The organism is Bradyrhizobium sp. 62B (genome assembly GCF_030272265.2).
In the GTDB taxonomy this organism is placed as follows: Bacteria; Pseudomonadota; Alphaproteobacteria; order Rhizobiales; family Xanthobacteraceae; genus Bradyrhizobium.
Map to the genome: position 1 here is coordinate 6,590,571 of NZ_CP092841.2, position 12,084 is coordinate 6,602,654.

At 65.4% G+C, this 12,084-nt stretch carries 8 protein-coding genes and 1 pseudogene; 1 reads left to right on the top strand and 8 read right to left on the bottom strand.

What is annotated here, in order from left to right; translation table 11 throughout:
- Positions 1 to 17: 17 nt before the first annotated feature.
- The 8 genes and pseudogenes from ML401_RS31615 to ML401_RS31650 form a co-directional block, all read right to left on the bottom strand.
- The gene (locus tag ML401_RS31615) at positions 18 to 611 is read right to left on the bottom strand and encodes a GNAT family N-acetyltransferase (RefSeq protein WP_285808001.1); all 594 of its coding nucleotides are present in this window, start codon (positions 609 to 611) and stop codon (positions 18 to 20) included.
- 111 nt (positions 612 to 722) lie between these two features.
- A pseudogene (glpK, locus tag ML401_RS31620) lies at positions 723 to 2,226 on the bottom strand (glycerol kinase GlpK).
- Positions 2,227 to 2,492: 266 nt separating this feature from the next.
- On the bottom strand, positions 2,493 to 3,266 hold the full coding sequence (locus tag ML401_RS31625; protein ID WP_211415842.1) for an SDR family NAD(P)-dependent oxidoreductase: 774 nt from the start codon (positions 3,264 to 3,266) through the stop codon (positions 2,493 to 2,495).
- Positions 3,267 to 3,415: 149 nt separating this feature from the next.
- Complete coding sequence (gene pimD, locus ML401_RS31630; RefSeq protein ID WP_211415841.1) at positions 3,416 to 4,558, bottom strand: pimeloyl-CoA dehydrogenase small subunit; 1,143 nt, start codon at positions 4,556 to 4,558, stop codon at positions 3,416 to 3,418.
- Positions 4,559 to 4,739: 181 nt separating this feature from the next.
- Positions 4,740 to 5,930, bottom strand: a complete 1,191-nt coding sequence (gene pimC / locus ML401_RS31635; RefSeq protein ID WP_194404498.1) for a pimeloyl-CoA dehydrogenase large subunit — start codon at positions 5,928 to 5,930, stop codon at positions 4,740 to 4,742.
- Positions 5,931 to 5,946: 16 nt separating this feature from the next.
- The gene (locus tag ML401_RS31640; protein ID WP_194404499.1) at positions 5,947 to 7,134 is read right to left on the bottom strand and encodes an acetyl-CoA C-acyltransferase; all 1,188 of its coding nucleotides are present in this window, start codon (positions 7,132 to 7,134) and stop codon (positions 5,947 to 5,949) included.
- A complete protein-coding gene (pimA, locus tag ML401_RS31645) occupies positions 7,131 to 8,813 on the bottom strand; it encodes a dicarboxylate--CoA ligase PimA (protein WP_285808002.1) in 1,683 nt (560 codons plus the stop codon). The genes ML401_RS31640 and pimA overlap by 4 nt, the downstream gene beginning before the upstream one ends.
- A gap of 145 nt (positions 8,814 to 8,958) precedes the next feature.
- On the bottom strand, positions 8,959 to 11,055 hold the full coding sequence (locus ML401_RS31650) for a 3-hydroxyacyl-CoA dehydrogenase NAD-binding domain-containing protein (protein WP_285808003.1): 2,097 nt from the start codon (positions 11,053 to 11,055) through the stop codon (positions 8,959 to 8,961).
- A gap of 131 nt (positions 11,056 to 11,186) precedes the next feature.
- Here ML401_RS31650 and ML401_RS31655 point away from each other — a divergent pair, with 131 nt between their 5' ends.
- A complete protein-coding gene (locus ML401_RS31655; protein WP_194408460.1) occupies positions 11,187 to 12,053 on the top strand; it encodes an IclR family transcriptional regulator in 867 nt (288 codons plus the stop codon).
- Positions 12,054 to 12,084 lie beyond the last annotated feature (31 nt).

The window sequence follows — 12,084 nt, forward strand, 5'->3', positions numbered from 1 at the left end:
CCGGAGGCAGTCGCGCGCTACTCAATGATCGGCACATGCTGTGCCGCATCGCGCCGTGCCGTGCCGTCGAGGCGCGGATCGTCGGCGATTTCTATCTGACGGCGGAAGGGGCGGAAGCCGGAGCGCTGGTAGAAGGCAACGGCGGAGGGATGATCGAGCGTGCAGGTGTGGACCCAGACGCGGCGGACGTTGCGCGACCAGGCGCGCTCCAGTGCGCGGTTCATCAGGAAGCGGGCGGCGCCGGTGCCGATCAGGCCAGAGGTGACGCCGAAATAGGCCAGCTCGCACTGCCCGGGCTCGCGGAAGTCGAGCTCGAGCAGGCCTTCGTCGCGGCCGTCTGCGACCAGTGCATAGACCTCGATATCCGGGGCGTGGATGATTGCTGCGAGCTCTGTGTCGCTCATGCGGGCGCGCGAGAACCATAGCCAGTCCTCGCCGACGCGGCGGAAGAGATCGCGGTACCAATCAAGTGCAGGGGCATCGACCTTGCGCAGCGACCACGCGCCGGGCGGATCGTCGCGGCGCGCGGGCCGTGCGGTCATTTCCAGATGGGTGACGACGGCGGCGATCTTGCCGGCGGGGACATCGGAATAGCCGTCGGGGAGAGTCATTTGTTCTCACACCGTGTAGCCCGGTTGGAGCGAAGTGCAATCCGGGATTTGTGCCACAAGCGACAGCAGTCCCGGATTTCGCTGCGCTCCATCCGGGCTACGAGTCTGCCACTACCCCTCCCCCTCGTCGCTCGCCAGCACGCCCTTCACCGCCCTTGCCCACCCCGCCAGCTTCCGCTCGCGTGTCGCCTGGCTCATGTTCGGCTTGAAGCGGTGCTCCAATCGCCAATTGTCGGCGAACTTCGTCGGCTCGGGATAGACGCCGGCGTTGAGGCCGGCGAGATAGGCGGCGCCCAGCGCCGTGGTCTCCTGGATCACGGGGCGGTCGACGGGGGCATCGAGCAGATCGGCGAGACGCTGCATGGTCCAGTCCGACGCGGTCATGCCGCCGTCGACGCGGAGCACGACGCTGGCGGTCTCCGAGCTCGGCCAATCCGCGCGCATCGCAGCCCAGAGATCGAAGGTCTGGTAGCAGACGCTTTCCAGCGCGGCGTGGGCGAGCTCGGCGGGGCCGGTGTTGCGGGTGAGGCCGAACAGCGCGCCGCGCACGCGCGGATTCCAGTAGGGCGCGCCCATGCCGACGAAGGCGGGAACGAGATAGACGCTCTGCATGGAGTCGGACTGGTCGGCGAGCGGTCCGGTCTCGGCGGCGTGCTTGATAATGCCGAGACCGTCGCGCAGCCATTGCACCGCTGAGCCCGCCACGAAGATCGAGCCTTCCAGCGCGTAGGTGCGTTTTCCCTCGAGCTGATAGGCAACGGTGGTCAGCAGCTTGTTCTTGGAGACAACCGGCGTGGTGCCGGTGTTGAGCAGGGCAAAACAGCCGGTGCCGTAGGTCGACTTCATCATGCCCGGGCGGAAGCAGGCTTGACCGATGGTCGCCGCCTGCTGGTCGCCGGCGATGCCGGAGATGGCGATGGCGCCACCGAACAGATCGGGCGTGCTCTCGCCGAAGCGGGCGGAGGAATCCTTCACCTCGGGCAACATCGAGCGCGGCACGCCGATGATCTCCAAGAGCTCGTCGTCCCACTGGCCGGTGTGGATGTTGAACAGCAGCGTGCGCGATGCGTTGGTGGCGTCGGTGGCGTGCACCTTGCCGCCGGTGAGGCGCCAGAGCAGGTAGCAATCGACGGTGCCGAACATCAGCTCGCCGCGGGCGGCGCGCGCGGGCGCCGGGAACGTGGTCGAGGATCCACGCGACCTTGGTGCCGGAGAAATAGGGATCGATGATCAGGCCGGTCTTCTGCGAGATCACGGGCTCGCGGCCTTCCGCCTTCAGTTTGGCGCAAATGTCGGCGGTGCGGCGGTCCTGCCAGACGATGGCGCGGTGCACGGCCTGCCCGGTGGCGCGGTCCCACACCACCGTGGTCTCGCGCTGGTTGGTGATGCCGATCGCGGCGATGTCCTTCGCGCTGATGCCGGCCTGCTCGATCGCCTCGCGGCAGACCATCACCGTCGAGGTCCAGATGTCCTCCGGCTCGTGCTCCACCCAGCCCGAAGCCGGAAAATGCTGCGGGAATTCCTGCTGCGCTTTGGCAGCAATCGAGATATCGCCGCGGAACACGATCGCACGCGAGGAGGTGGTGCCCTGGTCGATGGCAAGGACGAAAGACATGGCGGCTTACCTTGGCGGTTTTCCCTGGAGGGGTCATCAAGTCGCGCCAAAGGGAGCGGATTAGGGCGGCAAGGTCAAGGTTGGATGCAGGCGAGCGGCTACTTCCCTTCTCCCCTTGTGGGAGAAGGTGGCGCGAAGCGCCGGATGAGGGGTTCTATCGGCGAAGAATAATGCGAGAGGGGGCCACACGCGGAGAGAGACCCCTCACCCGTCTCGCCGCTGCGCGGCGATCCACCCTCTCCCACAAGGGGAGAGGGAAAGCAGGCCTACACCGCCGCCGTGGTCACACCGCCGTCGATGACGATGGTCTGTCCGGTCATGAAGCTCGATGCGTCCGAGGCGAGGTAGGCTACGGCGCCGGCGATTTCGTCGGGTTCGCCGATGCGGCGGAGCGGGGTGGTGGCGGTGCGGCGCTTCAGATTGGCTTCGTCTTCCCAGAGCGCGCGGGCGAAATCGGTCTTGACGAGGCCCGGTGCGATGCAGTTGACGCGGACGCCTTTCGGGCCCCACTCGCCGGCGAGCGAGCGGCACAGCGCGAAATCGGCCGCCTTGGAGATGCCGTAGGCACCGATCACGGTGGAGCCGCGCAGGCCGCCGATCGAGGAGATGATGACCACGGAGCCCTTGCCGCGCTCCGCCATTTGCGGGATGGCGAGCGCGGAGAGCCAGATGTTGCTCTTGACGTTCGAGCCCATGATCTTGTCGAAGGCTTCGTCCGTGATGTCGAGCAGCGGGCCGTAATAGGGATTGACGGCGGCGTTGCAGACGAGGATGTCGATCTTGCCGTAATGCTTGGTGGCGCCTGCGATCAGTGCCTCGACCTCGGCCTTGCGGGCGATGTTGCAGGGGATGACGGTGGCATCGCCGCCGGCCGCGATGATGCCGTCGGCGACTTCCTGGCAGGCGTCGGCCTTGCGCGAGGAAACGACCACCTTGGCGCCGAGCCTGGCAAGGAGTTCGGCGGAGGAGCGGCCGATGCCGCGGCTGGAGCCGGTGACCACGGCGACCTTGCCGGTGAGATCGAACGGGGTGTTTTTCATTTGTTCGCCTTCTTCCTGGTCATTCCGGGGCGCCACGAACTCGCGAGCTATGGTGCGCAAGTGCGCACCTGAGAATCCATTTCACTACGCGTACTGCCGCCCGATGGATCCCGGGTTCGCGCTACGCGCGCCCCGGGATGACAGCGTGGCTAGATCAACCCGCCCGCGTCGGCGACGCGGCGCTGGTGGTAGTCGGTGTCGCCGAACGAGTTCTCGATCATGGTGAGGCGCTTGAAGTAGTGGCCGATCTTCGCCTCCATGGTCATGCCGATGCCGCCGTGGAGCTGGATCGCCTGCTGTCCCACGAATTTCAGCGACTTGCCGATCTGCACCTTGGCCGCGGCGATCGCGTTGCTGCGCTCCTTGGCGTTGTCGAAATCGTTGGCCATGGTCGCGAACATCGACATCGAACGGGCCTGCTCGGCGGCGACGAACATGTCGGAGGCGCGGTGCTGCAGCGACTGGAACGAGCCGATCGCGACGCCGAACTGCTTTCGGGTCTTGATGTACTCGACGGTGGTCTTGAGCGACTCGTCCATCAAGCCGACCGCCTCGGCGCACAGCGCGACGCGGGCTTCGTCGACCACCCGCTCGATCAACGCGAGGCTGTCGTCGGGATTGCCGAGCACGGCATCAGCGCCGACCTCGACACCGGTGAAGGTGATGTCGGCGGCGTGCAGGCCGTCCTGCGTCGGGTAGGACTTCTTCGTCACGCCCTTGGCATTCGCCGGCACCAGGAACACGCCGATTCCGGTCTTGTCGCGGCGCTCACCCTTGGTGCGCGCGGTGACGACGAGCGTGTCGGCGTTCTCGCCGTTGAGCACGACGAACTTCTCGCCGTCGATGATCCAGCCGTCGCCCTTCTTCTTCGCCGTGGTCGAGACGTCGAACAGATCGTAGCGCGAGTTCTTCTCGAGCTGGGCGAACGCCAGCGTCTTGCTGCCGTCGATGATCCCCGGCACATGCGCGGCCTTCTGCGCATCGGAGCCGGCATGGCGCAGGAAGCCGCCGCCGATCACGACCGTTGCCAGATACGGCTCGAGCACCAGCGCCTTGCCGAGCGCCTCCATCACGATCATGGTTTCGACGCCGCCGCCACCGAAGCCGCCATCCGCCTCGCTGAACGGCAGGCCGAGCAGGCCCTGCTCGGCGAGCTTGAGCCAGACGGTTTTGCTCCAGCCGCCCTTCTCCGCCATGTATTTCTTGCGGCTCTCGAAATCGTAGGAGTCGGTCAGCAGGCCGTCGATGCTTTCCTTGAGAAGCCGCTGCTCCTCGTTTAGATCAAAATCCATTTCTCTTTCCTCGTACCCGGACTTATTTGGCTTCGTCATTCCGGGATGGCCCGAAGGGCCGGACCCGGAATCCATCTCACCTCAGCGTATGCGGCCCGATGGATTCCGGGTTCGCGACTTCGTCGCGCCCCGGAATGACGGTGGACTATTGCCCTCTCCGCCTTCGCGGAGAGGAAACGGATCACAGCCCCAGCACCGCCTTGGCGATGATGTTGCGCTGGATCTCGTTGGAGCCGCCGTAGATCGAGACCTTGCGGTTGTTGAAGTAGCTCGGCGCGATCTGGGCGGTCCAGTCCATGGCTTCGTTCGAGCCGTCGTCGCCGTGCACGTCGTAGGGCGCGGCGAACGGGCCGATCACTTCCATGAGCAGCTCGGTGGTGGTCTGCTGGATCTCGGAGCCCTTGATCTTCAGCACGGAGGATGCCGGATTGGGCTTGCCCTTGCCGTGCTTGCCCTCGTCGGCGACGACGCGCAACTGGGTCAGCTCGAGCGCCTTCAGCTCGATCTCGCAGGCCGCCAGCTTCTCGCGGAACGCCGCATCCTGGATGATCGGCTTGCCCGCGGATTCGACCTTGCCGGCGAGATCCCTGATGCGGCGCAGCCGCTCCTTGGAGACACCGACGCGGGCGATGCCGGTGCGCTCGTTGCCGAGCAGAAATTTGGCGTAGTCCCAGCCCTTGTTCTCCTCGCCGATCAAATTCTCGATCGGAACCTCGACGTCGTCGAAGAAGACTTCGTTGACTTCATGGCCGCCGTCGATGGTCTGGATCGGGCGCACGGTGACGCCCTTGGACTTCATCGAGAACACGATGAAGGAGATACCCATCTGCTTCTTGGCGTTGTTGTCGGTGCGGCAGAGGCAGAAGATCATGTCGGCGTGCTGCGCCAAGGTGGTCCAGGTCTTCTGGCCGTTGATGATCCACTTGTCGCCACGGCGCTCGGCCTTGGTCTTCAGCGAGGCGAGGTCGGAGCCCGAGCCCGGCTCGGAGAAGCCCTGGCACCACCAATCGTCGACATTGGCGATGCGCGGCAGGTACTTCTTCTTCTGCTCCTCATTGCCGAAGGTGTAGATGACCGGGCCGACCATGCTGACGCCGAAGGCGAGCGGCTGCGGCGCCGGATAGGACTGCAGCTCCTCGTTGAAGATGTAGTGCTGCACGGAGGTCCAGCCCGTGCCGCCATATTGCTTGGGCCAGTGGCTGACGCCCCAGCCCTTCTTATTGAGGATGCGCCACCAAGTCACCATCTCGTCCTTCGAGAGGTGGCGGCCCTCGACCATCTTGCGCCGCGTATCCGGCGGCACGTTGTCGCGGAAGAACTGCCGCACTTCCTCGCGAAACGCCTGCTCTTCTTTCGTGAATGCGAGATCCATCGGATCCTCCTGTGAATTACTGCAAAATCTCGAACAGCCCGGCCGCGCCCATGCCGCCGCCGACGCACATGGTGACGACCGCGTATTTCGCCTTGCGGCGGCGGCCTTCGATCAGGGCATGGCCGGTGAGACGCGCGCCCGACATGCCGTAGGGATGGCCGACCGCGATCGCGCCGCCGTCGACGTTGATCTTCTCGGGGTCGATGCCGAGCTTGTCGCGGCAATACAGCACCTGCACCGCGAACGCTTCGTTGAGCTCCCAGAGGCCGATATCGTCGACGGTGAGGCCGTGGCGCTTGAGCAGGCGCGGCACGGCGAAGACCGGGCCGATGCCCATCTCGTCCGGCTCGCAGCCGGCCGAGACGAAGCCGCGGAAGATGCCGAGCGGCGCAAGACCGCGCTTGGACGCTTCCTTGTCGCTCATGATCACACTGGCGCTGGCGCCGTCCGAGAGCTGGCTGGCATTGCCGGCGGTGATCGAAAAGCCTTCGCCGCGCACCGGCTTGAGGCCGGCGAGGCCCTCGATCGTGGTCTCGGGACGCGGACCCTCGTCCTGCGACAGCGTGACGTCCTTCATCGAGACAGTGCCGGTCGCCTTGTCGGTGACCGCCATCTGCGTCGTGATCGGCGCGATCTCGTCCTTGAACTTGCCGCCCTGCTGGGCCGCGGCGGTGCGGCGCTGGCTCTCCAGAGAATATTCGTCCTGCTTCTCACGCGAGATACCGTAGCGCTTGGCGACGACTTCCGCCGTGTCGATCATGGGCATGTAGACCTCGCCCTTGATCTTGAGCAGCGCCGGGTCCTGGGCGTGGAAGCCGTTCATCTTGTCGTTCTGCACCAGCGAGATCGACTCGCCGCCGCCGCCGACCGCGATCTCGACGCCGTCGAAGATCACCGAGCGCGCGGCGAGCGCGATCGCCTGCAGGCCCGAGGCGCATTGGCGGTCGATCGTGGTCCCGGCGACGGTGACGGGAAGGCCGGCGCGAAGCAGCGCCTTGCGCGCGATGTTGCCGCCGGTCGCGCCCTGCTGCAGCGCGGCGCCCATCACGACGTCCTCGATCTCCTTCGGATCGACTTTCGCGCGCGCGACGGCTTCGCCAATGGCGTGGCCGAGCAGCGTGGCGCCCTCGGTGGCGTTGAGCGCGCCGCGATAGGCCTTGCCGATCGGGGTACGGGCGGTGGAAACGATGACGGCGTCGGTCAAGAACGACCTCCTGATGCGTGTTGAACGGATTGTGACGGTTTCTGCTGCTGGCGCAATTCGTGGCGCGACAATTTTCCGACCGGCGTGCGCGGCAAATCGTCGACGAATTCGACGGCGGCCGGCAATTCATGCTTGCCGAGCTTGCCGGCGACCTGGGTGCGCAGCTCGTCGAGCGAGAACGGCTTTGCGTCCGGCTTCAGCTTGATGAAGGCTTTGGCGGCTTCGCCCCGATATTGGTCGGGAATGCCGAGCACGATCACTTCGTGCACGCCCGGGATGGTGTAGATCGCCTGCTCGATCATCTGCGGATAGACGTTGAAGCCGCCGGAGATGATCATGTCCTTCTTGCGATCGACCAGGAAGAAATAGCCGTCGGTGTCGACATAGCCGATGTCGCCGGTGAGGAAGCGGCCGTCGACGAAGGCGTCGGTAGATCCCTCCGGCTTGTTCCAGTAGCCCTTGGTGACGTTCGGGCCCTTGATGCGGATCTCGCCGACCTCGCCCGGCGGCAGCACGCGCCTGGGATCGTCCAGGGCAACGACGTCGAGCTCGATGCCCGGCAGCATCAGGCCGATCGAACCGGGCTTCTCCGGGCCCGTGGGCGGATGACCGGTGCCGGGCGAGCAGGTCTCGGTCATGCCCCAGCCGCTCTTCAGCTTCTTGCCGACCTTGCGCTCGAAGAAGCTCGCGATCTCCACCGGCAGCGGCGCGCCGCCGGAGCCGATGGTGGCGAGCGAGGAGAAGTCGCGCCTGTCGAGATCGGGGAGCGCGGCGATCGCGATCCACATCGTCGGCACGCCCGGAAAGTAAGTCGCGCGCTTGACCTCGATGTCGCGCATCACGGCTTCGACGTCGAAGCGCTGATGCAGCGAGATCAGATTGCCGCGGCTGAGCGAGGACAACAGCACGACGGTGAGCGCATAGATATGAAACAGCGGCAGCACGCAGATCACGCGCTCGATCACCTCGCCGCGCGCGGCGCGGTTCGGCTTGCCCCAGACATCGTAGATCGACACGGCCGAGGTGAGATTGCCGTGGGTCAGCATCGCGCCCTTGGGCAGGCCGGTGGTGCCGCCGGTATATTGCAGCAGCGCGACATCGTCGGCCGTCACGGACGGCCATTGCGCAGGGGTAGCCGCGCCCTCGACGAAGGCCTTGAAGGTGACGATGCGGGGATCATCGGGGATCGCCGCCTGCGGCGTGCCGACCTTGCCCCAATGATCGTCCTCGCAGACGACGAGGCGATCGATCAGTCCCTTGTCCAGGAATTTCAGCGCGGTCGGCAACAAGGCCTGGAGGTTCGAGGTGACGAGCAGGCGCGAGCCGGAATCCGAGACCTTGTGGGTCAGCGCGATCTCGCCGTCGAGCGGCGACAGATGCGCAACGCGAGCGCCCGCCTTCAGCGCGCCGAAGAAGTTGACGGGGTGGTCAGGCGAATTGCCGAGAAACAGCGCGATCGACGTACCCTTGCCGCAGCCGGCGCGGAGGTATGCCGCGGCGGCGCGCTCGGCCATCGCGGCGAGCTCGGTATAGGTGATCGGACGGTCTCGAAATTCCAGCGCGGTGCGCGGGCCGTAGTCGGCAGCTGCCTTCGACAACAGGTCGGGCAACGTGCCCTGGACGATGGTGTCGTCCCAACGCACGCCCTCGGGATAAAACTGTTCGCCGGGATGGGTCATTATTTGCATCACACTCGGTCGTCATTCCGGGGCGATGCGAAGCATCGAACCCGGAATCCATTGGGCCGCACGCCCTGAGGACAGATGGATTCCGGGCCTGGCCCTTCGGGCCATCCCGGAATGACATGCGGATAGAATACGGCCATCAAGCCGCCTTCGACGCCGCCGCCAGCGAAGCGAAGGTCTTGCCTTCGGCCGCGAGCTTCTTCAGCAGCGGGGCGGGCTCGAGGCTCGGATCGTTGGTCTCCTTGGCATAGAAGGCCAGGCGATCGGCGATGTGCTTGAGGCCGACGCTGTCGGCCCAGAACATCGGGCCGCCGCGGTAGATCGGCCAGCCATAACCGTAGAGCCAGACCACGTCGATGTCGGAGGGACGCGCCGCGATGCCCTCCTCCAGGATCTTCGCGCCCTCGTTGATCATCGGATACATCATGCGCTCGAGGATCTCCTCGTCGCTGACGATTCGCTTCTTGCGGCCAAGACGCAACAGCGTCTCGTCGATCAACTTCTCGACCTCCGGATCTGGCATCGGCGCGCGGGAGCCGGCTTCGTACTTGTAATAGCCCTTGCCGGTCTTCTGGCCGAAGCGGCCGGCTTCGCACAGCGCGTCCGCGATCTCCGACTTGATGCCGCGATCTTTCCGCGAGCGCCAGCCGATGTCGAGGCCGGCGAGGTCACCCATCGCGAACGGTCCCATCGGCATGCCGAATTTTGTCACGACGGCATCGACCTGCTGCGGCAGGGCGCCCTCGAACAGCAACTTCTCGGACTGCTTGCCGCGCTGGGCGAGCATGCGGTTGCCGACAAAACCGTCGCAGACGCCGACCACGGCCGGCACCTTCGCGATCTTGCGCGCGATGGAGACGGCCGTGACAAGAGCGTCCGGCGCCGTCTTGTCGGCGCGCACGATCTCGCACAGCTTCATAACGTTGGCCGGCGAGAAGAAGTGCATGCCGAGCACGTCCTGCGGACGCTTGGTCGACTTCGCGATCTCGTCGATGTTGAGGTAGGAGGTGTTGGAGGCGAGCACGGCGCCGGGCTTGACGTATTGGTCGAGCTTGCCGAACACTTCCTTCTTCACCGCCATGGTCTCGAACACGGCTTCGATGACGAGGTCGGCATCGCCGACATTCTCGATGCCGACGACGCCGTTGATCAGCGCCATGCGCTTGGCGGGCGCGTCAGCCGGGATGCCGCCGCGCGCCGCGGTCGCTTCCCAGTTCTTCTGCATGATGCCCATGCCGCGCTTGAGCTGCTCCTCACCGGTCTCGATCAGCGTGACGGGGATGCCGGCATTGGCAAAGGACATCGCGATGCCGCCGCCCATGGTGCCGGCGCCGAGGATGGCGACGCGGTTCACGGGGCGCGACTTTGTGCCTTCAGGGACGCCGGCGATCTTGGCGGCTTCGCGCTCGGCGAAGAAGGCATAACGCTGCGCCTTGGACTGATCGCTGGCGACGAGCTTCAGGAAGCCCTCGCGCTCCTTCTTCAGACCTTCGTCGAAAGGTAGGTCAATGGCGTAGCCCACGGCGTCGGCGGCGGCGAACGGCGCCTCCAGGCCGCGCGACTTCTTGGTCATGGCGGCGACCGCATTGGTGAAGATCGAGCGGTCGGCCTTGGCGGCTGCGATCTTGGAATCGTCGTCGCGCAGCCGCCGCAGCGGACGCTTCTCGGCCAGCAGCTTGCGCACGAAGGCTTCGCCGCCCGATGCCGGTCCCTCGACGATCTCCTCGATCAGGCCGTTCTTCAGCGCTTCCGCAGCACCGATGGGATCGCCGCCGACGATCATCTTGACGGCGAGCTCGGGACCAACCGCGCGCGGCAGGCGCTGGGTGCCGCCGGCGCCCGGCAGCAGACCGAGCTTCACCTCGGGCAGGCCGAGCTTGGCTTCCTTGACGGCGACGCGGAAATGACAGGCGAGCGCGACCTCGAGGCCGCCGCCGAGCGCGGTGCCGTGGATCGCTGCAACCACCGGCTTCGGCGAGTTCTCGATCTCGGAGAGCACGTCGTTGAGGGCGGGCGGCTTCGGCGGCTTGCCGAATTCGGTGATGTCGGCACCTGCAATGAAGGTGCGGCCGGCGCAGGTCAGCAGGATGCCCTTGATGGCGGGATCGGCGATTGCGGCCTTGACGCACTCCAGGATGCCACCGCGGACTGCGGCACTCAGCGCGTTGACCGGAGGGCTGTTGACCGTGACGATCCCGACCTCGTCATGACGCTCAAGCTTGACCACTTCGCTCACGGTGTTCCCTCCTTGGTGGGGATTAACTTTTGTTCGATTTCGCGGTGCGGAATTTAATTCCGCATCTTGACGGCAGGGTTATTTTGAAGCACGTGGCTTGTCAACGACTCCGCGCAAGAAGCAGATCAGGGATGAAGCGTACAGGAAAGAAGACTGCGACCGATCGGAATTTCGTCGTCGCGCTTTCCCGCGGACTGGACGTATTGCGAGCATTCCACCCCAATGACGGCCTTCTCGGCAATCAGGAGATTGCGGCGCGCACCAATCTGCCGAAGCCGACGGTGTCGCGGCTGACCTACACGCTGACCAAGCTGGGTTATCTTGCGCCGGTTCCCCGCTTCGAGAAGTACCAGCTCACGCCCGCCGCAATGTCGCTCGGCTACGCTGCGCTCGCCAATCTCGGCGTTCGGCATTTGTCCGAGCCGTTCCGCGAGGACGTGATGCGCGCGACCGGCGGCGCCGTCGCCGTCGGCGGGCGCGACCGTCACAGCATGATCTATTTCGGGCAAAGCCGCGGCAGCGAGACGGTCGGCGTTCAACTTGACGTCGGCTCCCGCGTGCCGATTGCAACCAGTGCGATGGGCCGCGCCTATTTCTGGGCGCTCGACGACGACGACCGCGCGGAGCTGTCGCGTCTGTTGCGCGAGCATTACGGCAGCCGCTGGCCCAAGATGCGCGACGGGCTGGAACGTTCTGGCGAAACCGTCGCGAAATACGGCTTTGCGATTTCGGTCGGTGACTGGCACGACGACATCGGCGCCGCCGGCGTCGCACTCAAGCTCAACGACGGAACCGGACCTTACGCATTCAATTGCGGCGCGCCCGCATTCCGCTTCACGGAAGAGCGTTTGATCAACGACATTGGACCGCGTCTCCTAGCGATGGTAAGGAACATCGAAGCGGCGCTCGGGGGTCTGATGCCGCATTCCAAAAAAGACGTCAGCAAAAAGCTGAAATCAGGAGGGAAAGTTGCGCGTTTGGCCGAGGGGATCAGATAGTCTTTGTCATCGTCGGGAGCGGTTCGCATCG

Coding starts and splice junctions, on each gene's coding strand:
- pimA (WP_285808002.1), bottom strand. CDS start 8,813: ATGACCCATCCCGGCGAACAGTTTTATCCCGAGGGCGTGCGTTGGGAC.
- ML401_RS31655 (WP_194408460.1), top strand. CDS start 11,187: ATGAAGCGTACAGGAAAGAAGACTGCGACCGATCGGAATTTCGTCGTC.
- pimC (WP_194404498.1), bottom strand. CDS start 5,930: ATGGATCTCGCATTCACGAAAGAAGAGCAGGCGTTTCGCGAGGAAGTG.
- pimD (WP_211415841.1), bottom strand. CDS start 4,558: ATGGATTTTGATCTAAACGAGGAGCAGCGGCTTCTCAAGGAAAGCATC.
- ML401_RS31625 (WP_211415842.1), bottom strand. CDS start 3,266: ATGAAAAACACCCCGTTCGATCTCACCGGCAAGGTCGCCGTGGTCACC.
- ML401_RS31615 (WP_285808001.1), bottom strand. CDS start 611: ATGACTCTCCCCGACGGCTATTCCGATGTCCCCGCCGGCAAGATCGCC.